At 60.4% G+C, this 21,156-nt stretch carries 22 protein-coding genes; 6 read left to right on the forward strand and 16 right to left on the reverse strand.

Annotated features, from left to right (window positions below):
• Positions 1 to 22: 22 nt before the first annotated feature.
• Positions 23 to 1,789, forward strand: coding sequence for a S8/S53 family peptidase (locus tag BT179_RS07045; protein WP_072430600.1), 1,767 nt, complete (start codon positions 23 to 25; stop codon positions 1,787 to 1,789).
• Positions 1,790 to 1,935: 146 nt separating this feature from the next.
• Positions 1,936 to 2,679 carry a substrate-binding periplasmic protein gene (locus tag BT179_RS07050; protein WP_072399105.1) on the forward strand — a complete coding sequence of 248 codons (744 nt, stop codon included), beginning with the start codon at positions 1,936 to 1,938 and terminating at the stop codon, positions 2,677 to 2,679.
• 137 nt (positions 2,680 to 2,816) lie between these two features.
• On the opposite strand, the gene BT179_RS07055 is transcribed toward BT179_RS07050, so the two are convergent.
• Positions 2,817 to 3,710 (reverse strand): LysR family transcriptional regulator, encoded by an 894-nt coding sequence (locus BT179_RS07055; protein WP_072399107.1) that lies wholly within the window; start codon positions 3,708 to 3,710, stop codon positions 2,817 to 2,819.
• A 148-nt stretch (positions 3,711 to 3,858) separates the two neighbouring features.
• Here BT179_RS07055 and BT179_RS07060 point away from each other — a divergent pair, with 148 nt between their 5' ends.
• The gene (locus BT179_RS07060) at positions 3,859 to 4,728 is read left to right on the forward strand and encodes an NmrA family NAD(P)-binding protein (protein WP_072430601.1); all 870 of its coding nucleotides are present in this window, start codon (positions 3,859 to 3,861) and stop codon (positions 4,726 to 4,728) included.
• A 258-nt stretch (positions 4,729 to 4,986) separates the two neighbouring features.
• Here BT179_RS07060 and BT179_RS07065 read toward each other — a convergent pair whose 3' ends face one another.
• From BT179_RS07065 to BT179_RS07075, 4 genes are all read right to left on the reverse strand, one after another.
• Positions 4,987 to 5,619: a pyridoxamine 5'-phosphate oxidase family protein gene (locus BT179_RS07065; RefSeq protein ID WP_072430602.1), complete on the reverse strand. Its 633-nt coding sequence runs from the start codon at positions 5,617 to 5,619 to the stop codon at positions 4,987 to 4,989.
• Positions 5,620 to 5,654: 35 nt separating this feature from the next.
• Entirely contained in the window at positions 5,655 to 6,173 is a 519-nt protein-coding gene (locus BT179_RS07070) for a GNAT family N-acetyltransferase (protein WP_072430603.1), read from the reverse strand.
• A 105-nt stretch (positions 6,174 to 6,278) separates the two neighbouring features.
• Positions 6,279 to 6,407, reverse strand: coding sequence for a hypothetical protein (locus BT179_RS26965; protein ID WP_256343832.1), 129 nt, complete (start codon positions 6,405 to 6,407; stop codon positions 6,279 to 6,281).
• 24 nt (positions 6,408 to 6,431) lie between these two features.
• The gene (locus tag BT179_RS07075) at positions 6,432 to 7,391 is read right to left on the reverse strand and encodes a hypothetical protein (protein ID WP_072430604.1); all 960 of its coding nucleotides are present in this window, start codon (positions 7,389 to 7,391) and stop codon (positions 6,432 to 6,434) included.
• A 342-nt stretch (positions 7,392 to 7,733) separates the two neighbouring features.
• Here BT179_RS07075 and BT179_RS07080 point away from each other — a divergent pair, with 342 nt between their 5' ends.
• Positions 7,734 to 8,006, forward strand: coding sequence for a hypothetical protein (locus BT179_RS07080; RefSeq protein WP_072430605.1), 273 nt, complete (start codon positions 7,734 to 7,736; stop codon positions 8,004 to 8,006).
• A gap of 1,469 nt (positions 8,007 to 9,475) precedes the next feature.
• Here BT179_RS07080 and BT179_RS07100 read toward each other — a convergent pair.
• The 6 genes from BT179_RS07100 to BT179_RS07125 all read right to left on the reverse strand — a co-directional run bounded on the left by BT179_RS07100 (position 9,476) and on the right by BT179_RS07125 (position 12,971).
• On the reverse strand, positions 9,476 to 9,868 hold the full coding sequence (locus BT179_RS07100; protein WP_072430609.1) for a RidA family protein: 393 nt from the start codon (positions 9,866 to 9,868) through the stop codon (positions 9,476 to 9,478).
• A gap of 137 nt (positions 9,869 to 10,005) precedes the next feature.
• Complete coding sequence (locus BT179_RS07105; RefSeq protein ID WP_072430610.1) at positions 10,006 to 10,623, reverse strand: hypothetical protein; 618 nt, start codon at positions 10,621 to 10,623, stop codon at positions 10,006 to 10,008.
• Positions 10,624 to 10,794: 171 nt separating this feature from the next.
• On the reverse strand, positions 10,795 to 11,244 hold the full coding sequence (locus tag BT179_RS07110; RefSeq protein ID WP_231991135.1) for an ASCH domain-containing protein: 450 nt from the start codon (positions 11,242 to 11,244) through the stop codon (positions 10,795 to 10,797).
• 205 nt (positions 11,245 to 11,449) lie between these two features.
• The gene (locus BT179_RS07115; RefSeq protein WP_072399126.1) at positions 11,450 to 11,704 is read right to left on the reverse strand and encodes a DUF2790 domain-containing protein; all 255 of its coding nucleotides are present in this window, start codon (positions 11,702 to 11,704) and stop codon (positions 11,450 to 11,452) included.
• A 112-nt stretch (positions 11,705 to 11,816) separates the two neighbouring features.
• Positions 11,817 to 12,287 (reverse strand): cyanase, encoded by a 471-nt coding sequence (gene cynS / locus BT179_RS07120; RefSeq protein WP_063320589.1) that lies wholly within the window; start codon positions 12,285 to 12,287, stop codon positions 11,817 to 11,819.
• Positions 12,288 to 12,326: 39 nt separating this feature from the next.
• Positions 12,327 to 12,971 (reverse strand): carbonic anhydrase, encoded by a 645-nt coding sequence (locus tag BT179_RS07125; RefSeq protein WP_072430611.1) that lies wholly within the window; start codon positions 12,969 to 12,971, stop codon positions 12,327 to 12,329.
• Positions 12,972 to 13,080: 109 nt separating this feature from the next.
• On the opposite strand from BT179_RS07125, the gene cynR reads away from it, so the two are divergent.
• Positions 13,081 to 13,968 carry a transcriptional regulator CynR gene (cynR, locus tag BT179_RS07130; protein WP_072430725.1) on the forward strand — a complete coding sequence of 296 codons (888 nt, stop codon included), beginning with the start codon at positions 13,081 to 13,083 and terminating at the stop codon, positions 13,966 to 13,968.
• A 264-nt stretch (positions 13,969 to 14,232) separates the two neighbouring features.
• Here cynR and BT179_RS07135 read toward each other — a convergent pair whose 3' ends face one another.
• From BT179_RS07135 to argC, 5 genes are all read right to left on the reverse strand, one after another.
• Positions 14,233 to 16,632: a TonB-dependent receptor gene (locus tag BT179_RS07135; RefSeq protein ID WP_072430726.1), complete on the reverse strand. Its 2,400-nt coding sequence runs from the start codon at positions 16,630 to 16,632 to the stop codon at positions 14,233 to 14,235.
• 131 nt (positions 16,633 to 16,763) lie between these two features.
• Positions 16,764 to 17,690 (reverse strand): FecR family protein, encoded by a 927-nt coding sequence (locus BT179_RS07140; RefSeq protein WP_072399130.1) that lies wholly within the window; start codon positions 17,688 to 17,690, stop codon positions 16,764 to 16,766.
• On the reverse strand, positions 17,687 to 18,193 hold the full coding sequence (locus BT179_RS07145; protein ID WP_072399132.1) for an RNA polymerase sigma factor: 507 nt from the start codon (positions 18,191 to 18,193) through the stop codon (positions 17,687 to 17,689). The genes BT179_RS07140 and BT179_RS07145 overlap by 4 nt, the downstream gene beginning before the upstream one ends.
• A 251-nt stretch (positions 18,194 to 18,444) precedes the next feature.
• Positions 18,445 to 19,140 (reverse strand): HAD family hydrolase, encoded by a 696-nt coding sequence (locus tag BT179_RS07150; RefSeq protein ID WP_072430612.1) that lies wholly within the window; start codon positions 19,138 to 19,140, stop codon positions 18,445 to 18,447.
• Between the two features lie 37 nt (positions 19,141 to 19,177).
• Positions 19,178 to 20,101 carry an N-acetyl-gamma-glutamyl-phosphate reductase gene (gene argC, locus BT179_RS07155; RefSeq protein ID WP_072430613.1) on the reverse strand — a complete coding sequence of 308 codons (924 nt, stop codon included), beginning with the start codon at positions 20,099 to 20,101 and terminating at the stop codon, positions 19,178 to 19,180.
• Between the two features lie 114 nt (positions 20,102 to 20,215).
• Between argC and BT179_RS07160 the strand changes: the two genes are divergently transcribed.
• Positions 20,216 to 21,100, forward strand: coding sequence for a LysR family transcriptional regulator (locus BT179_RS07160; RefSeq protein ID WP_072393057.1), 885 nt, complete (start codon positions 20,216 to 20,218; stop codon positions 21,098 to 21,100).
• Positions 21,101 to 21,156 lie beyond the last annotated feature (56 nt).

Consider the following 21,156-nt stretch of genomic DNA (forward strand, 5'->3'; position numbering starts at 1 on the left):
CCCTGCCAGAGAACACTGGTTCATGCCCGTACGATCCGCTGCCCTCGCCGCTTTGCTCACCCTGGCCACCCACACCCTGGCTGCCGCGCAAGAGCCGCTGCGCCTGGAAGTCCTGAAGCGCTGCGGCGACCTGCTGCAAAGCCAACGACAGGACTGGTGCCTGACCGTGCGCGGCCTGGGCCAGGACGCCCCACAACTGAAGCTGGGTGACAAGGCGATACCGGCGCAAGCCGTCCAGCGCGACGGGGCCAACCTCCGGTTGAGCCTGGACAGCGCCGACTACCAGAGCGGACCGCTCTGGCTGCAGGAGGGTTCGCGCACCAGCAACGCAGCCTGGCTGACCCTGCGCAACAGTCACGTCCTGGCCGCTACAGCGGACGAAGTGGCGAAGAACATGGACGGCCTGACCACCTACGTCAACCTGGTCAGCGTGCTGATCGAGGAAGATCGCGAAGGCTTGCCGGAAGCCCAGCGCCTGGCCAGCAAGTATGGGGCGAAGGTGGTCGGCAGTATCGCGCCGCTGAACGTGTACCAACTGCGCTTGCCCGCCAGCGACCTGGTGCAGCGCGACGCGCTGGTGCTGCGCCTGGGCAGCGAGACCAGCGTGGATGCCGTGGTGGTGGAAGAATCCGCCGCAGAAGAAACCGAGCAGGCTACCGCCCGCCCGGCAGAACCGAAGAAACCGGCCCAGGACTCCGATGAATGGGCGGCGAACCGCTTTCTCGATGCGGTGAATTATTACCAGCGGCGCATTCCCGGCCAGCAGGCGCCCATCCGACCGCAGCCGGTGCGCATCGGCCTGATCGAGCGCGACGTGGACTTCGACACCGCGGATTTTGCCGATTACCTCGGTCCCTGCTCGGCGCCGCGCACGTGCGTCTACGCACGCGATGCCGATAAGCCGGATAACCATGGCACCACCGTCGCCGGCATCCTCGCCGCGCGCTGGGACGACGGCGGCAATACCGGTTTTCTGAGGGGGCTGGACAAGACCAGCGGTGGCTTCGAGGTCATCGTCGAACGCAATTCGGACGCGGGTATCACCGCCAACATCGCCGCCTCGGTCAACCTCGTGGAAGACGGCGTGCGAGTACTCAACTGGAGTTGGGGCATTCACCGGGTCGGCGCCAAGGATGTCAAAGGCGACGACGTGGATTCGCTGCTGCGCTCGGGGATCGCCATGGGAGGCTACGAGGAACTGTTGGAAGAATTTTTCCTGTGGCTACGCAAGGCTCATCCCGACGTGGTGGTGGTGAACTCCGCCGGCAACGGGTCTTCGTTCTCGGGCACGGACGAATACCGTCTGCCCTCCTCCTTCATCACTGAGCAACTGCTGGTCGTTGGCGGCCACCAGCGCAGCGAACGCACCGGAGTCGCCGTCCAAGACCCGGCCTATGCGGTCAAGCGCGACTCCTCCAACATCGACATGCGTGTCGATATCACAGCCGCCGCCTGCGCCCACGCCTCGACGCCCCAGGCCGGCCAGGAAGGCGCGGTGCATTGCGGCACCTCCTATGCCACCCCCATGGTGGCGGGATTGCTGGCGGCGATGCTGTCCATCAATCCGCAACTGCAACCCGAACAGTTGCGCATGCTGCTGCGCCGCAGCGCCATGACCATTGGCGATAATCACGACTTCGAGGCCATGGACGGCGAGGATCTCACCGCGCCCATCCTGCCATCGGAGCGCCGTTATCAGCTCAACGACAAGGACGTGGGCCGCTCGGCGCGGCTGGACATGCAAAAGGCATTGGACCTGGCCGCCCAGAGTCGCGAGCGGGTGCGCTGAGTCCGGCCAGGTTGGCGATGGGAGAATGATTGGATAGGCGCCATCGCGGCAGGGCGCCTGTCTGGCGACATTCCAGGGTCTATACTGAGTTTGTCCCTTCAGTCAGCTGCGCTCTTGAATACCGACCAGGCCACCAGGCAGAACACTTGAAATATTCCATATTCGCCGTTGCGCTGCTCTGCCTACTGCTCGGCACGCCGGTCAGGGCCGAGTCGTACCTGGTCGTCACCGAAGAGTGGGCGCCGTACAACTATCTGGAAAACAATCAACTGACGGGCATGACCACGGAAATCGTCCGGGCCATCATGACGTTGACCGCAGACGACTTCCCCATCGAAGTGCTGCCCAGCATGCGCAGTTCACGGGTCTTGAAGACCCGGCCGAAGACCATCTTGTATTCCATGTTCCGTACCGCCGAACGCGAACCGCTGTACAAGTGGGTCGGGCCGATCGTCGAGGAATCCATTTACCCCTATCAACTGGCCAGTGCACAGCAACCGGTCAATACACTGGAGCAACTGTTGCAGGCGCCCCAGATCACCACACGCAATGCCGGCCTGATTCCCGAAGTGCTGCAATCACGCGGCTTCAGGAATCTGGACAAGAGCGCCACCGGAAGCCTGCAGCTCTACCGCATGCTCCTGGCCGGGCGAACGGAGATCATCGTCGGCGATACCCCGGCGGGCATGGCTTACTACAGCCGTCAGTTGAAAATCCCGCCTGGCCTGTTGCGGCAGGTGCCTGTCGAACTCTATCGATCCTCGCTGTACATCGCCTTCAGCCGCGACTCGGATGACAGCGTCGTCGCCGCCTGGGCCCGCGCCCTGGAGCAACTGCGCCGCTCGGGCGAGCTGGAGCGCATCCAGCGCCGGTACGCCCAGCCCAGGTAGTCACCGCGTACCGTCGAGCCTGCGCATCGGCTCATCGTGCTTCGGCAAGCCTCATGAAACCGGGTCGCGGGACAAGTGATCGACAAGTCGATGCAGTCGCGGACGGCGACGTTTCTCGAATCGGCGGCTCGCCACAGTCAGGCTGAAGACTTCTCGGTGCCTTCGAAAGTCAGGGAAAGGTCCGGGTATCGGGCGCAGATGAAGTCCACGAATGCGCGAACCTTGGGGGGCGCAAGACGCCTGGAGGTATGCAAGACCCAAAGCGCCGGTTCGGCGCCCACCATCGTGCCCCACTGAACCAACTCGCCACGGGCAAGCTGGTTCCAGGCGATGGATTGTGGAATGAGCGCTGCACCGCCACCGGCCACAGCGGCATCCCGGACCATCAAGAAGGAGGAGAATCGCATGTTCGGGTTCGGCTCCAGGACCAACTGCCCACCATCGAGAACCCACTGGGTGGGCTGGAAGGTCGAGGTCACGATGCCGGGAACCACCCTGACGTCCCCGGGCATGGGCTTGGGTATGCCCGGCGCGGCCACGACCACCAACCGGTCCCTGGCGAAGCAGCGGCCGACCAGATTGCTGTCCGGACTCGGGTTGATCCGGATGGCGACATCGAATTGCTCCTCCACCAGATCCACCTTCCGATCTTCCGCCACGACTTCAATCTCGACCTGCGGGTAGGCCCTACAGAATTGCGCTCCGATGCGTCCCATCGCGAGCTGGGAGAACAGCACGGGGGCCGCGACCCGCAAGCGGCCACGAGGTGTCGAAACGCCTTCCCGAGCTGCCGTCATGGCTTCGGCCACTTCACCCAGTGGCCCCTCGGCCCGAGCCATAAGGCCCTGGCCGGCTTCGGTGAGTTTCAGGCCGCGGGCGCTACGCTCGATCAGCCGCACCCCCAGTTGCTCTTCAAGCTCCGCAATACGCCGCGACAGGGTGGCCTTGGGGATACCGCTCGCGCGGCTGGCCTTCCCCAACCCCTCATGGGTGGCGACCAGAAAGAAATCCAGCAACGCATTCAGGTTCATGGTGTTCCGTTTTTGAAACGAGGTGTCTGGATTCTGCCGTCTTCGTTTTTCAAGTGCAACGGAATACCTTCTGCACATCGAACTTGTTCGAAGCGTCCAGAGCAGCGCCGTCAACGCGGCTCCACTGACCCACTACAGGAGCGTCAAAATGAGCATTCTCGTCATCGGTGCCACGGGCACCATCGGTTCACTCGTCACCCAGGGCCTGGCCAACGCGAACGTCGAGGTCAAGGCCCTCGTGCGCCAAGCGGGCAAACGGGCGTTCCCGGCCGGCGTCACCGAAGTCGTCGCCGACCTCACTGATGTCGCATCGATGCGCACCGCGCTGTCGTCAGTGCGTACGCTGTTCCTGCTCAATGCCGTGACGCCCGATGAGGTCACCCAGGCCCTCATGACACTGAACCTCGCTCGCGAGGCCGGCATCGAGCGCATCGTCTACCTGTCGGTGATTCACGCCGACACGTTCAGCAATGTCCCGCATTTCACCGGCAAATATACGGTCGAGCGCATGATCGAGCGTCTCGACATCCCCGCCACCATCCTGCGACCGGCGTATTTCATGCAGAACGATCGCATGGTCCAACAGACGATCCAGGACTATTCGGTGTACCCGATGCCCATCGGTGCGGCGGGCGTCTGCATGATCGATGCGCGGGATATCGCCGATGTCGCCGTGGCCGAGCTGTTGCGCCGCGACAAGGCCGCTGCCGCGCTGGATAGGCTCACGCTGGAATTGATCGGGCCGCAAGCGCTTACCGGTGCTAGCGTGGCGAAGATCTGGAGCGCCGTGCTGGGTCGCGAAGTCGCTTATGGAGGGGATGACGTGGTCGCTTTCGAAGGGCAACTGGCGTCACACGGGCCCGCCTGGCTGGCCTATGACATGCGCTTGATGATGGAGGGAATCCAGGCAGACGGCATGCGGGCAGCCGAAGGGACGGTAGAACGACTCCAGACCCTTATCGGCCACCCGCTGCGCACCTATGAAGATTTCGTGCGCGAGGCGGTTGCCGGGGTCTGAATGGCGGTGCCAAAGGAGGCGGTTCAGCCTCCTTTGGGCATGATGAGTTGATCACCTTCTACGCCTGTCAATCCTCCGGCAGCACCCTGTCAATTTAGTTTTTCACGATGACCTGGCCGGCAACCAACACAAAAGTATCGGCCCGACATAAACCGCTCATCGTCGTTACACAGTCATAGTGTCCGAAGGTCATCAGGAACAAACAACAGGCGCTACCCAGGCCTTATCGAGCCGGGTATCGAGTGCAGTGTCAATCGCTCAATAAAGCGTATTGGCGACACGCTCCGGCAGGGCCTTGTCGTAAGCATCGCCATCAACCTTGGCAGGACAGATGCGTTTGAACACTTCGCCTGCCGAGGGCAAGGCGCTGCGCTCGACCTGTCGCTCCCTATCCCATAACCCTGCCCTGACCACCGCCCTGCTGCACTGGAAATAGACGCAGGAAACGGTGACTTCCAGAACGGTCCGAGGGCGCTGCCCTTTCACCTCGAACCGGGCCAGCAGCCCGGGCTCGACCGATATCCTGGCCGTACCGTTCACCCGCAAGGTTTCCCCCACGCCCGGCACCAGGAAAAGCAGCGCGACCCGGGGATCCTCGACAATATTTCGCAGCGAATCGATACGGTTGTTGCCGCGCCGGTCGGGCAGATACAGCGTCTTGCTGTCATGGACATGAACGAATCCCGGCGCGTCGCCCCTCGGGGATGCATCCAGCCCGCCGGGCCCCGAGGAAGCGAGGATCACGAAGCAAGCCGCTTCGATGAAGGGCTGGTAGACCGGATGGATATGGTCGACTTCCTTGAGCAGCGAGGGCGTCGCGACGGCGCCATAGAGGCTTTCCAGCGCTTGTGTCGTGGTGATGTAGGCGCTGCTGTCGTTGTCGCGTTCCATGCTTGTCTCCGTTGCAGGTATTTGAAAAATCGTCTTCAGGTGACTGACCAGACCATTGCACAGCGGCTGCCCGGAGCGTATCCGCGTTGGTATTCGGCGCTCAACAGGGCCGCCAGTCGCGGCTGCAGGTCTTGGGTGGCTTGAGCCTGGAAACCCATGCGGGCATAAAACGGGGCATTCCAGGGCACGTCGATGAATGTCGTGAGGGTGACCAGATGCAGCCCGTTGGAGCGGGCATGCTCCTGGGCAACCTCTATCAGACGCCGCCCCACGCCCCGGCCCTGCCAGGGCCGCGCGACGGATATCTCATGGATATGAAGAGCCTCGCCGTAGCGCTCGGCACTGAGAAACCCTTGCGGCGCGCTTTCGTCATCGAGGGCGACCCAGCATGTCGATAGCGCAATGAGCTGGCGATGTCGCTCGACGGACATCGGCGGCGACTGCGCCACCCAGCTCAACTCATCAATGCTTCCGAACGCCAGGGCGGCGGACGCCTCGATGGCGGGCAGGTGTTGTGCGTCGTCCGCAACGGCGACACGAACAGTCACAGGCATAGGTTCCCTCGGTTCTGTGAATGGACCGGCCCGATCAAGAGCCTGGCGGGCCGCGCCCATTCGATGGCGCAGCCTGCGCAAGCATCAGCGCAATGCCCCTTGTGGTCAATGCGTCTCCCCCATCAGCCCGGCCATCGCTTTCTCCAGAAAGCCCAGGCAGTGCTCATCCAGCCAGGTGCCTTCGGCGAGGCTGGGTTCTTCCAGCTCACCCACTCGAAGCAACATCGTTTCCAACGCCTGTTTCCTTAGACACTGCCCTTAAGGCTTGGCATTCATGCGCCCCTGGATCGCCACGCGCAGGCAACCCCAGGCAATAAAGCCGACGATCACGCCCTCAGCGATACCCACCAGCAAGTTGAAAGAAAAACTGAGCGGTTGCTCGGCCCAGTAAAACGTCGTCGAGCCCGTTCGAAAACCACTGACGCGCAGCCGTCCGGTAAAAATGGCCGGCACCAAGGTCATGACGTTGGTCAGTTCCAGCACCGCAAAGAAGGCGCCCAACAGTGTGAGCAAGGCTCGTGCGGGCAAGCCCAGTTTCTCGACTGGCTCAGGCGAAGGAGTGTCGCCGCTTTCCCGGCGCTGACGGGCTGCCCTCACCGCCTTGCCGCTGGTAGGGGCCGGAGTTGGCCTGTAGGGCACCTTCACAACCGGCGCCGCCCCCTCGACGACCTCGTTGGGCAACGCCACGCCCAGGTAGTCGGCCAGCTCCCGCAGCCACAGGTCCGTGCGTTGACTGCCCGGCACCACCGGAACGTTGTCGGTGGTCAGGCGATGCGCGGTGCCATCGCGCAGTATCAGCCACAGCTGGGTGCGGGCTCGCTCAACCTGCGGGAAGCGACGCAGTTCGAGGGATTTGGCCGCCTCGATCCGAAAGACCGATTGCACACGCTCGCGGCGCCCGAAAAAGTTACGGGTCAGGCGCTTGCCTTCGCCGTCGACCCGCGACAACACCAACGTCTCGTGGACGCCGGTGTACACCACCAGCAGCAGGCCAAGGGCAGGAATCAGCAGCCACAGCAGCACCATCAATAGAGCGGACAGTGGATGCACCTCAGCCATCGACGAGGCCCCATCAACCATCACGAACACGGCAAACGCCATCGGCAAGATAAAGGCCAACGCCCCTATCACCCATACGACCAAGCTCTGCACCACGTTGCGCGAATGGATGTGCAAGTCACCCTGCGCGGTGCGCTCGAACCGATGTCCTATCAACATGCATGCCTCCTGGTGCGTTGTTTTGCAGACCGTTCGAGGGGCTGGGAGACGATCGGAACGCCTCGGGCCGGGATGGTGTTTCAGGGGGCGGAGAATACCCGATGTCGGGAGGGCTCAGGGGTCGGGTGGGGTTTTCTCCGGCGTGAGCAATTGGTCCTACGGAAATGGATCACGTCGATTGGTTTCCTTGGAGAATTCTCATGATTCCTACGAAGGCGTCGGAATCTCTCACCTTGTTCGTCTTGTGGGCGCAAATCTATAGTCAGTCCCGTCGCCAACCATGGTGATCAGGTTTGGCGACCTGCGTATCGGATAAGCCCTCTAACCAAATGGAGCAATCCCATGCAGAGATACATCCCCATCACCGGCATCGACTGCACCCCAGCCGCCCTGCTCATCGATACCCAGGCACCGCTTGACGTGCTGCACGCAACTGCCGATTACCGTATCCGCACGGTGACCCAGGTATTGGAAAACATCGCGTTTCGCTCCGAGATTGCCAGCGATACGGTGGTGCTTTCAGATTTCGCGCAGCTTTTGGTGATTCCGTTGCGGGATGGGTGTGATTTGCTGGAGGTGATTGGGCGGCGGCTTCAGGAACAGGTTGGACGTTAAGGGATTATGGGCGCTTAAGGCGCCCGTTTTGGATTTGACAGGGAGTGGCTGGCGAACAGTTGACCTGTAGCCGACGATACGCACGAGGCTGAGGAGAATCGATGTACACAGTGACCGTCGTTAGCGAACGACCCGACTTCAGGTGCTTCCTGGATATGCTATATGGCCCTGGGCGAAACGTAGACACAGAGGGTAATTCATACCCTGTGAACAACCGCTCCTGGACATGCCTGTATGTGAAAGACAGGGAGAGCGATGACCCTTGCATAGAAATCCAAGCGAGCGAGGTAGATGGCTCTAGGTTTACCGTGCAGTCCGACTCGTCGAGGCTGGAGGCGCTGTGTGCGTTGTACCTGTACCTGACCTGTGGTGGGGCGATTTCCTCTTCAGATCAGGCGCTTGATAAATCTGCCATCGAGATGTTGTGCAACAGATATTCCGTCGAGCTCAGCCGAGCCCATGGCTCTATTTGGCATCAGTCGACAGATGAAGCGCCTTATCCACAGGAGTGAACGACGGCTTGTTTCGAAAAACGGGACAGATTTATTATCAAAAAAATAAGTCTGTACCGTATTTTCCAAGCTAAACAAAGTGGTCAACCAACCTCTGAGCTCGCCTTCAGGACACGCATTATTTCCACGACCACAGGCTTCGTGTATTTCGCACCGGCATCAGTCCCCGGTGGGTCTTCACTGCGTAACCACTCACCTTCATCGAATGCTTGGTAAAGCGAAAAGGCGGGCTGTGGCATGACCCCAGTGACGCTCAGGTCAACTATCGCATTTATGATCCCGTTCATACTCCATCACAAAATGCGTAGGTAAGCGACCCATCCAGATAGCATTCCGCAACCGCAATGGATAGTTCGTTCAGGACGTCTGTGGGGGCAACGCAGTACCTTTCACAAATAGGGACAATCTCGCTCAGCGCCAAACCCTCCGCTTCCGCCGTCACCGCCAGCCTATTGAGTTCATTCATTGGTAAAACGCTGATCATAAATGTTGTCCGGATGAATACGATGGTAGCTGCTGCGTCATTGTAAAACGTCCGATTATTAGGATTGTGCGCACAACGCCGGCATCATCCAACGCCTTTCTTATCATTGCATCGGGTCGGTCAATCTTTGCTGGATCCAAAGCCTGCTATGGGTCGGTAGCTGCTGCTCAGTGAAGGTGTAAATCCTCAAGATCAAGCCGAAGCTTCTTCGCCTTCTGCCTCGTAAAGGCTTCGCAACGGAGCCTGGCCGGTAAGTTTGTGTGGTTTGAAATGGTCACAGAACACTTGACCCGGTCGCTGTTGCTCGAAGCCCCTCGGCTCCACAGCCGGACGAACTCTCCATAAGCAGCACGTTCGATCTACAACGAAAAAAGAAGACAGATTTATTATCAGAGAAAAGTCTGTCCCATTTTTTCCGGATCTACTGCCGCATAGATAGACCTCCATCCAAGATCAGGCGCCTATCAGAAAAGCTATCGCTCTACAGCGACGCATTTGATCTCCACGAGAAGGCCGGGGCGAGCCAGTTCACTGACACCTATGCATGTCCATGCACATGTACTCCTGGGAAAGACCTCATCTTTCACGCGTCTGAAAATCGGCATGTGGCGGTGCATATCGACGTGATAGGTTGTCATTTCGACGACATCTTCAAATTCGCAACCGCCGGCTTTCAAGACGATCCGGAGATTTTCCCATGCAGCCAAAAACTGCTGTTCGGGGTCTTCGATAACTGATAAGTCCGGCGTCCGGCCTACCTGACCAGCGCAGTAAAGGGTTTTTCCTACCTTTACCGCTGGTGCATAACCAGCCTGCTCGCAGAGCAATCTCATGGCATCTGGAACAATGATCTGACGATCAGTCATGGTTGTGGAGCCCAAAATAAACGGATACGCAAGCTAACCCAAGTGCCAGAGCGGCGTCCACACGGGCCACTCCGCATTAATGAATCCAATCTGGCAGGTGCGTCGATCCGCTTAACTTTCAATAAAGCTTCGTCTCGCTATGAGAAGTGAGGCGGTTGCGGGAGCGACGCGATCATTCGATCAAAGGCCTCCACCGAACACCTTCGATCAACGTTTTTCAAGGTGGGCATTTCTGAAGGAAAGCCAAATCGCACGGTTCCGGGAAGCACTTCACTCATGGCTGAATACCAAGTCAGCAGAGCGTGTTGCAGGCGTACGTGTAACTCGAATCTACTCCGGCGCCGGGTCGTGTCCGCTTTGGCTCGCTCGCGGGCGAGCTGAGGTTCTATGCAGCCAATGATGTAATGGTCAGCGAAGCCAATACGGCCTTGTGAAATAGTTTCTCTTGTGGCGTCCAACTCTGTTCGCCAGTCTTGTTCGCTCGCCTCGCCGATCTGCCAAAGGCTCCAGATATAGTGGAGCTTGAGAGGATCACTGTCACACAAAGCCCACGAAGAAATCTCTTCCATGGCCAGCGCCGCTTGCCAGCGGTCCACGTTTCGCTCTGCCCAAAAAGCGGCTGCTCCCGCCGGATCCAGCTTTCGATCCGGCTCGTTTTCAAAACGGCCGTTTTCAGGAATGACATGCGGCCCCCCATGCTTGGTGCACCACGTGGTTTTCCCGCTGGCGCTGATACCTTCAACAACCAAAATCATCGTTATGGCTACTTCCTGATTGCATCATCCCTGTGCCTTAAAGAACTGGGGCTTACTTGGTCCTCTTTTTCCTTCGCGTGCTGACTGGATGAGACACATATTCACTGCCGCCCGTTTGCCGCTGAGCAGTGGTCCAGCATCGCGTCTGCGCAAGCCCAACTTGCTCATATTTCAGTACTTGCCTGGAAGAAGAAAATCTACTTCGTATATCCCCCTTGCCGCGCGGACAATGGCAGGGTGTGCGACTGGCCTCACGTGACTCAGCTCCCAGGCTAACCAGCCCTCTTCAAAATAGCTTGCACAGGCTGCTTCCATGTCAGCCAGGAGGAAAGGACGCACGACTTTAACGCGCACGATTGCGACAGCGATACCGTCAGCATCTTCGTCTCCGTCGGCGTGGAGAAATCGTTTGTTTTCGACAATCAGCAGATCCTCGGCGGGATCTAGATCTGGATGCCAACGACGAACTTCAAGTGTTTTCTCGCCAGAAGCGATTCGACCGCCACTGGGTCGAACTATTGATAAGGCTCTGATGGATCTCTCCTGAAAGTCAGCGTACGACTGAACCGTTTTTCGAAAGGGATAACGTGAAGCTGGGACAAGCCACGATTTTGAGTTCACCCGCGAAAAAGGAAACAGATTTTTTATCAGAAAAACAAATCTGTTTCTTTTTCCAGAATACCGTCCGAATAGAAGCAGCAAAGCTTGGCGCGAGGTGCAGGTAGCGAAGGATATTGTTCTCAAAAGGCACAGGGGTCGGCGGATGTTTGAGCCCCCTCCCCCGGCGCCGAGTGATCGAGCGCCAGGGGAGTCGGCGGCAGAGGCGTCAATTGGTACAGCCCGTCCCTATAACCTGGTACTCCATGATGTGCCGATCGCCTCTGGAGTCGTCGTAAGTCATCTGCACCGGCACTACATCGCAGATATTGGGTATCGGCGTCATCGCCACAATGTGCGCGATATCCAGTTTCTGAGCGTATTGATAGGGCTCGACTGTAACTTGCGCAGCCCGAGTATCCTGTTCATCGGCCATGGCGACAGAGCCAAGGCAGGCCAGGAATAAGACGAGTAACCGTTTCATAGCAATCACCTGTAATGAAGGCGTGAGAAGGCCAAAGCACTCAATTTGTGCTCAGTCGTGATAAAGGTTTCGGGTGTAGCCCGGTCGCCGCCAGACGCCGGGCTGACTTGCATCAGAAGGGCTTGGTAGGCAGGTACTTGCCGTCCAGGGTGATCACGGCGCGATGGCCGCCCTCCGGATCTTCGACTTTCTTGATGTCCAGCTTGAAGTTGATGGCACTGATGATGCCGTCGCCGAACTTTTCGTGAACCAGAGCTTTGAGGGTGGTGCCGTATACCGAGATCATCTCGTAGAAACGGTAGATGGTCGGGTCGGACGGTACGCCGTCAAAAAAGCTGCCGCGAATTGGCATCGATTGCAGCAAGGCGATCTGATCGGCATCGAGGTCGAGTTTCCTGCCCACGACATTGGCGGCGCTGGCAGGCAGCGGATGCTGGCCGAGCAAGGCAGCAGTGACGAAGGCTTCGGACAAGCCGGTGCCGTCAACGATCTCGGCGAAGGACAGGTCTTTGCGAGCCTTGGCCAGAATGATGGTTTCAGTCAGCTCCTGGCGAGCGGTGCGGGTGGCTTGAGTCTGGATCATGGCGTATCTCCTGGGTTAGCAACGGTGCAGGTACAGGCTTCAGGCAACGTGCCTGGCTTGTACTTCGGGGTTCTCGGCGAGGGACACGAAGATCCCGGTACGGCCATCGAAGGCGTCGATACGCCCGCTCTCGATGTCATAGACCCAACCATGCAGGGTCAGGCGGCCTTCTTCGAGAGCCAGGCGAACGGATGGGTGTGTCTGGATGTTGGCCAACTGCGCGATGACGTTTTCGCGCACCATGGACGCTACTTTGCTCGGCAGATCCGGGTGTTTGCGGGCTTCGTTGACGACCTTGGCCGAGTCGGCGTAACGGAGCCATCCGGCGACGGCAGGCATGTGATCCAGGCACTTGCAGGTGGCCACGGCGGTCATCGCGCCGCAGTCTGAGTGGCCGCATACCACGATGTCTGCGACCTGAAGTGCGGCGACTGCGTATTCAACGGAGGCCGAAACGCCGCCCGGCTCCGGCCCATACGACGGCACGATATTGCCGGCATTTCGAATGACAAACAGATCGCCTGGCTCGCGCTGGGTGACCAGCTCCGGCACCAAGCGGCTATCAGAACAGGAGATGAACAGCGCTCTCGGGTTCTGCTGATTGGCCAGGTCCTTGAACAGTTTGGCCCGCTCAGGGAAGGCGTTTTTTTGGAATTTCAGAAAACCGTCGATGATCGCTTTCATGGTTGCTGTCTCAATGTCGCGGGTGTGAAACAAAGACTAAGCAACGCGTTACATAAGGTAAAAGTCTCATTTATTATGAGATAGATCAGATTACCTTATGGTCAAAACCATGCTTGCTCGACACGTCCAATATTTCCTCGCGGTGGCGGAACATCTCAGTTTTACGAAGGCCGCGGCGGCGCTGCACGTCTCTCAGCCGGCCCTTTCGCAGCAAGTGAGGCAGTTGGAAGAAAGCCTTGGAGCCCAGTTGTTCGACCGCTCAGGACGCACCACCCGTCTGACTGACGCGGGGGACGTCTATCTTCTGTATGCGCGCCGTGCTTATCAGCAACTGCGGGAGGCCAAAAGCGCCATCCATGATGTGAGCGACCTCACCCGCGGCTCATTGCGCCTGGCCGTGACGCCGACGTTCACGACCTATCTGGTAGGGCCGGTAATCGAAGCATTTCACTCCCGGTACTCTGGAATTACCCTCAATCTGAAGGAGATTTCCCAGGAGCGCATTGAGGAGCTGCTTTTGGCAGGCGAGTTGGACGCCGGAATCGCGTTCGATGAAATAAATACACCGAACATTGATGCCATCCCCTTGCTGAACGAAACCCTCGCCTTGGTGGTAAGTCGCAAACACCGCTTGGCCGAGGAGCGGTCCATTGGATTGCAGGACCTGAATGCTGAATCCCTGATTCTGCTCAGTCCAGAGTTTGCAACCCGCGAACAAATCGACCGCTACTTCCGCAAACACGCGATTCACCCTCAGGTGCAGATGGAGGCCAATGCCCTCGGCGCCGTGATCGAAATTGTTCGCAGAACCAATCTATCGACTTTATTGCCTGCCAAAATCGCGTTGGCCCATGATGATCTGGTGGCTATCGCACTGGAGCCCGAGCGCTTGCAACGCACCGCAGTCCTGATGCGGCGCAAGGATGCCTTTCAGAGCGCAGCGATGCGAGTTTTCATCGAAGTGGCTCAAGAGGTAGCCGTTCAACTGAACGTGTAATACCTGTGCTCGTCGAGCTTGACGGGGCTGAGCCGAGCCTGTGGCGTGTAATAGCAGGCTTGTGGAAAACGACAGACTGCCCCTTTTTACGGAGCGCTGCCGGGTGCACGAAGATAGGCTCGGATGCCGCGATTGCAGTGGCGGTTTCTGGCTGACTCCAGCCGACGACAGAGGCCGCAAATGCAGCCTCTCGGAGCGTCTGGCAAAACCGCCTTTCGCATAATCACACAACTTGCGACGGCGCCTCGTTAATCGCCGGCAACCTCAGAAATCAACAGTAGCCGACACCTTCAGCATACGCGGCGCCCCTTGGGTCAGATAACCACCATTGGCCGAGGCCCAGTAGTTCTCGTCGGCGACGTTCTCCAGCATCGCGTTGAAGGTCAGCGCGCGGCCATCCATCTTTGTTCGATAGCGTGCGCCCAGGTCGACGCGGGTCCAGGCGGGGATGCTGTATTCGTTGGCGCTGTCTACGAACTGGCCGCCGGTGCGCAGTAGCAGGCCGTTCAGGCTCACCCCGGGCAAGCCGGGCACATCCCAGTCGGCGCCCAGATTGAACTGGAATTTGGGCACCCCCACCGCCTGGTTGCCATCGTCGCGCCCGCCAGCGGTGCCGCGCAGTTCGGCTTTGGTCCAGGTGGCGCCGCTCAGCAGGCGCAGGCCGTCCAGCGGTTCGCCGAACAGGCTCAATTCCACGCCGCGATTGCGCTGCTCGGCATCCACCCGGTAGTAGCCGTCGCCGCCGAGCACGCCCTGCGGCTGCTCGATGCGGAACAGGCTGAGGCTGCCGCCGAAGGTGCCCCAGTCGAGCTTGGCGCCCACCTCGGTCTGCTTGGAGCGATAAGGCGCGAACATCTCGCCGTTGTTGAGTGCGGCGGCAGGCGCAGTCGGGCCCTGTTGCAGAGACTCGACGCGGTTGGCATAGAGCGACAGGTACTCGGTGGGCTTGATCACCAGGCCATAGGCCGGCGTGGTAATACTTTCCTGATAGTTGGAGGTGCGGGCACCGCTGGCCGCGTTCCAGGCATCGGCGCCGATGGACTGGCGGCGTACGCCCAGGGTCAGCAGCACGCGGTCGTCGAGCAAGCCCAGGGTGTCGGACACCGCCAGGCTACGGTTCTGCACCTTGGCGGTGGTGTCCGGGTCGTGGATATCGCCGGAGACGCTGGTGGCCGGCGGCTCGGCCACGGGCTGGCCCTCATACAGGTTGCCGAAGCCACGACTGCCCGCCGCGGTGGACTCGAACGCGTTGCGCTTCTCTTGCCAGATGCCATTGGCGGCCAGGTTGATGCGGTGGCTGACCGGCCCGGTGGCGAGTTCGCCGCGCAGCCCGGTGACAGCGCTGAGGGTTTCCTGGTCCAGCGGCGAATAGAGGCGACCGATACGGGCGTCGCCATTCGCGCCATAGACATAGTTCGAGGCGTAGACACCGTTCTCCCGCGTGTATTTGCCGCCGGCGCTCAGGTAGGCGGTCCAGGTGGGCGACAGGTCATACTCGGCGCTGAACATGCCATAGGTGTCTTCGAGCTGCGACCAGCTCCAGGGTTGCGCGTAGTTGTGGTCGGAATCCGGTGCCGACGGCGTCTTGCCATTGAGCCGGCTGGTCGGCCCCGTCGTGGTCAGGTAGACCACCGAGCGCCCTTCGTTGACCCGCTGCTTCTGGTAACCGAAGTCCGCAGACAGGCGCAGACGGTCACCGCGGTAGTCCAGACCGAGGGTGGCCAGGCTGAAGCGCGAGTGTTCATCGTCCACCGCGGTCTCGCCCTCGCGCTGGGCCAGGTTCACCCGCACGCCGAAGCGGTTGTCCTCGCCGAAGCGCTGGCCCAGGTCGAGGTGGCCGCCTACCCGGCTGTTGCTGGCATAGTCCAGGGTGGCGCTGCGCGTGGGGGTGTCCTGGGCACGCTTGGAGACCACGTTGATCGCCCCGCCGACACCGCTGCCCGACGGCGATACGCCATTGACGAAGGCGTTGGCCCCCTTGAATACCTCGACCCGCTCGACCGACTCGGTGGAGATGATCTGGCGCGGCAGAATGCCGTACAGGCCGTTGAAGGCAATGTCGTCGCTGAACAGCTGGAACCCGCGCACGACGAACACCTGGGAGAAGTTGCCGAAACCGAACGACTGACGCACGCCCGGATCGCTGGCCAGCACATCGGCCAGGGTCTGCGCCTGGCGCTTCTCGATCAACTCGGAGGTGTAGCTGGAGAAAGCGAAGGGCACATCTTGCATGTCCTGGTTGCCCAGCACACCGATGCGCGCACCCCGCGCCGCCTCCCCGCCGGCGTACTCGGCCGGCAGGTCGACACGGCCTTCGGTGATTCCATTGATGGTGGTCGAACCCAGCTCCAACACGCCCTGCTCGGGCAGCGGCACCAGCGTGATGGTGCCGTCGCCGCCGGCCTGGAAGGTCAGGCCGCTGCCCTCCAGCAACTGCTGCAGACCGTCGACCACCGAATAATCGCCCTTGAGTGCCGGCACCATGCCGCTGCCACGGGTCAGGCCGGCGTCATAGAGCAGCCGTACATTGGCCTGCTCGGCGAAGTCGGTGAGCGCCGAGTCGAGGCGCTGGGCCGGCACGTCGAGCTCGACGGCCTGCGCCTGTGCGGCAGTAATGGCCAGGGGGAGAACGGCTAGCGCCGCGAGGAAGGAAGTCGACCGCATGCTGATGTCCTTGGCTATCAATACGAAGAAGTCGCATTTGCAGGAACGGAAGACGAAGGCGGCGATGATTTCTGAACCATCGCCGCCCAAATATTTTCTTTTTTCTTGAAGGTACAGGCGCGGCGCGGGTCTCAGCGACGTGACGCGACCAGGATCAACCCCGGCAGGCGCACCAGGCGCACAGGCAAGGTGGTTTCCACAGCGCTCAACACCGCCTGCGGATCGTCAAGGGCGAACACGCCGGTCACCTGTAGGCGGCGAGCGGCGTCATCGACAAACAGCACCCGCGCAGACTGGCTGCGCTCGAGTTCGGCGAACACTTGCTCCAGGGGCCGGTCGCGGAACACCAGTTTGCCGCGCTGCCAGCCCAGGCGCTGGCGCGCATCCAGTGCTTGCGGCGCCTGCAGCGCCCCGCCGCGCCACTGCACCTGCTGCCCGCCGACCACGGGCCGCGGCTCGCCGCCCGCGCTGGAGGCCAGCACTCGGCCCTCGCTGACTGCGAGGTCGACACCGCCCTCCTCCAGACGCACATCGAAGCGCGTGCCGGTGACGCGGATGCGCGCCTCGCCGGCACTGACCATGAACGGCCGGGCCGGGTCATGGGCGACCTGGAAATCCGCCTCGCCACGGTACAGCCTGACCTCGCGACGACCGTCGACAAACTGCCAGTCCAGCGCCGAATCGCCGTTGAGGGTCAACAGCGAACCATCGGCCAGACGCACCTCGCGCACCTCGCCCGGCTGGGTGCTGATGTCGGCATACAGGCCAATCCAGGTGCCGCGCGGCAGCCACAGGGCGAGCAACAGCATCGCGGCGCAGGCCAGCGGAGCCGCCCACAGTCGACGACGACGCAGCACGCGCACCTGAGGCTGCTCGGCCGGACGTTCTATCTGGCCGAGCAACGACCACAGCCCTTCCACCTCACGCAACGCCTGCTCGTGCTCGGGCGCCGCCTGGCGCCAGGCCTGCGCGGCAGCGCGATCGGCAGCGGTGGCGCGGCCGGAGTGCAGCAGCACCTGCCACTGTCGGGCCTGGTCGAGAAGCGAAGGATGATTCACGGCTGCGGGTCCATCTGCTGCTGGCAGTGTTCGAGGGCCTTCAGGATATAGCGTCCGGCCATACTTTCCGAGACACCCAGGCGCTCGCCGATCTCACGCTGGGTCAGCCCGTCCAGGCGATTCCACAACAACGCCTGGCGCAGGTGCGGGGGCAAACCCTCGACCACGCGCTGCAGTCGCTCCAGGCGCTGGGCGTCGCTTGCCGCTCGCTCCGGACCCGGCTGGGCACTGACCAATTCGATGGATATCTGCTCCTCGACCGGGCGGGATTTTTGCTGGCGGCGGTAGTCGATGATCAGGTTGCGCGCGATGCGGTAGAGAAACGCGCGAAGATTGCCGATTTCCGTCCCGGACTCGCGCCGACGAAAGCGCAACCAGGTTTCCTGGCGCAGGTCGGCCGCCAGCTCTTCACACTTCACCTGACGTGTGAGAAAGCGCAGCAGTTCGTTCGAATGGCTCTCGAACTGGCCGTCGGCGGAATGAGGATCGGATGGCCAGGACACGCATGCGACTCTAGCAAGGAAGAATCGCGAGAGTATATCAAATGATAATGACTTTCAATTAGTCAGAACTTGCGGCATCCGTCCCCTTGATGGGTGTAAAAACGGGGCGACCCAAGGTCGGATGGGGAGCAAGCCCTGAGGGCAGCCACTCGGTCAAAGTCTGGTCAGAAAGGGCGAGCAGTGCACGATCTGATCCAGCAGACCTACGTCGATTAGACGGTGATATGCCAATTGATCGTCAGGTACCGCTATCAGGTTGTAAGCATGTCCACGAGCTCTTTCAATGTTTCAATGGAGCGCTCCGCTGGTGCTATGTTCGCGGGCCACGGATGGAATCCACTCAACCAGACGGCAAGCATTCCGGCGGCTGTGGCACCCAGGTAATCATTCTGCGGGTGATCCCCCACAAACCAGCAATGCTCGGGACGGGCCCCCAATGCCTTCGCTCCCTGATGGAATATTTCAGGCGCCGGTTTCGAAACATCCCACGTTTCAGAGCAAATCATCGTCTCAATGGCATCCCCGAAGGGCAGTGCCTTCAGGGTCTGCCGTCGCGAATGCTCGGCGCCATTGGAGATGACACCGATGGCAATTCCCTTGCGACGAAGCGCTTGAATCATCGCGCCAGCGCCTGGCATTTCAACCGCAGCGCTCGGAAAGTGATTGATCCAATGGGTGATCAATCGCTTGGGATCGATTGGCCCGCGCCACTTCAACTCCTGAGCCAACGTGTACCCAACCGCCTCACGGATGGAAGAGTATTCAGACTCCGGTCGCAGATACCCACCGTTATCGGTGCGTGCGATCAGATGGGAGATCCGACGGGGGTCCACTCCCGAGATTTCACCCTTGAACTCATCCAGAAATCGCTCAACGTAGCGGTCAATACTGAGCGCACGATGGGTGAGCGTGTTGTCCAGATCGAACAGAATAGCTTTCGGTGCCAAGCTCCCTCCTAGCGATCAAGATGCTGATGAAAAATCCTCACGCCATCATCAAATCCAGATTCTCCACCGCCGCGCCAGCGGCCCCCTTCCCGAGATTGTCGAATACCGCCGCCAACAGAACCTGTCCCGTCTCGTCATTTTCACACACCACTAAACGCAAACCGTCAGTCCCGTTGAGGGCCTGGGGATCAAGGTATGTCAGCTCCTTAGCCTCTTGCATCGACATGACCTGTACAGAGGGGGCGTCGGCGTAGTGCTGCATCAGGCAGGCATGCAACCGCATCGCATCCACGCCTGGCGCCAGCAAGCGAAATTGCAACGGGATGGTCAGCACGATGCCCTGGCGAAAAGCCCCGTAGGCCGGTACGAACATCGGCCGCTCCGTCAAACCGCTGTGCTGCTGTATTTCCGGAATATGTTTGTGCGCCAACCCCAGACCGTAGACCTGGAACGCGGGAGCCTGCGATGCGCCCTCACCCTCATACTCTTGTACGCCGACGCGCCCTTTTCCGGAATAGCCCGACACGGCGTGAATGCTCATCGGGTAGTCCGTGGGAAGCAACCCAGCCTCCAGCAATGGACGCAGCAGCCCTATCGCTCCCGTGGGATAGCAACCGGGGTTGCTGACCCGCCGCGCCGTGGCGATTCGTCTGGCCTGCTGTGCGTTCATCTGCGCGAAGCCGTAGACCCAGTCTGGATGGGTACGGTGCGCGGAGCTTGCGTCGATCACCCGTACAGCGGGGTTTTTTATGCTCGCTACCGCGTCGCGTGCAGCCGGGTCGGGCAAGCAAAGAATGGCGATGTCGCAGTCGTTGATGATTTCAGCGCGGCGTTGCGGATCCTTGCGATGTTCGGAGCTGAGCGTGACAAGCCGCAGATCGGTCCGCCCGCTTAAACGCTGATGGATTTGCAACCCGGTGGTGCCTTGGTCGCCGTCGATGAACAGGTGAGGAATCGCCATGGAAAGCTCCCGGACACAGGAAATCAGGAGATTCCATCTTCAGGGAACGGCTAAGATTGGAAAAGTTGAATTTCCAAACGATTGAATTCAGTTTTCCTGAATATGGAATGACCCATGCGTGAAATCAGCCTGGACCGCCTGCGCACCTTGGTAGCCATTGTCGACCTGGGCTCGTTTGCCGAGGCCGCTCGTGCCTTGCACCTTGCGCCCCCCACCGTCAGCTTGCATATCACCGATCTGGAGTCGCGGGTTGGTGGTCAGCTGTTGTCACGTACCCGTGGACGCATTCAGCCTACGACGATTGGCGAAACACTGGTGGACCGCGCGCGGCGCCTGTTGGCGGATGCGGAACAGGCGCTTGAGGACGTCGAGCGTCAGGTACAGGGCTTGGCCGGGCGTGTGCGGCTGGGGGCCTCCACAGGGGCCATCGCCCAGTTGCTGCCGCAAGCGTTGGAGACGTTAGACCAACGCCATCCCGCTATCGATGTGCAGGTCGCCGTGCTTACCTCCCAGGAGACGTTGAAGAAGCTTGCCGAGGGCTCGTTGGAAATCGGCCTGGTCGCGCTGCCACAGCCCCCGGTGAAGGGGTTGCGGATCGAGCCATGGCGACGCGACCCGGTCATGGCCTTCTTGCCGGCTCGCTGGGACTGCCCGGACATCGTGACACCCGGTTGGCTGGCCGCCCAACCCTTGATTCTGAACGACAGCACCACACGGCTTTCGCGCTTGACGTCGGAATGGTTCGCCAATGATGAACGCCAGCCTACGCCGCGAATTCAACTGAACTACAACGATGCGATAAAAAGCCTGGTGGCTGCCGGCTATGGCGCAACGTTACTGCCCCATGAAGCCTCCACGCCATTGCCCGATACACGAATCGTCATGAGGCCATTGCAGCCCTTGTTGTGGCGTGAACTGGGGATTGCCCACCGGGGTGGCGAGGTCGAGCGGTCTACGCAACATGTGTTGGATGTGTTGAGGGGGTTGGGTGCTGGGTAGGTGCAATGACCAAGGCCAGCGATCGACCTAAAGCTGCCCTATATGGAGGTCTTCCA

It is taken from the genome of Pseudomonas sp. NFACC43 (assembly GCF_900119645.1).
Taxonomy (GTDB): Bacteria; Pseudomonadota; Gammaproteobacteria; order Pseudomonadales; family Pseudomonadaceae; genus Aquipseudomonas.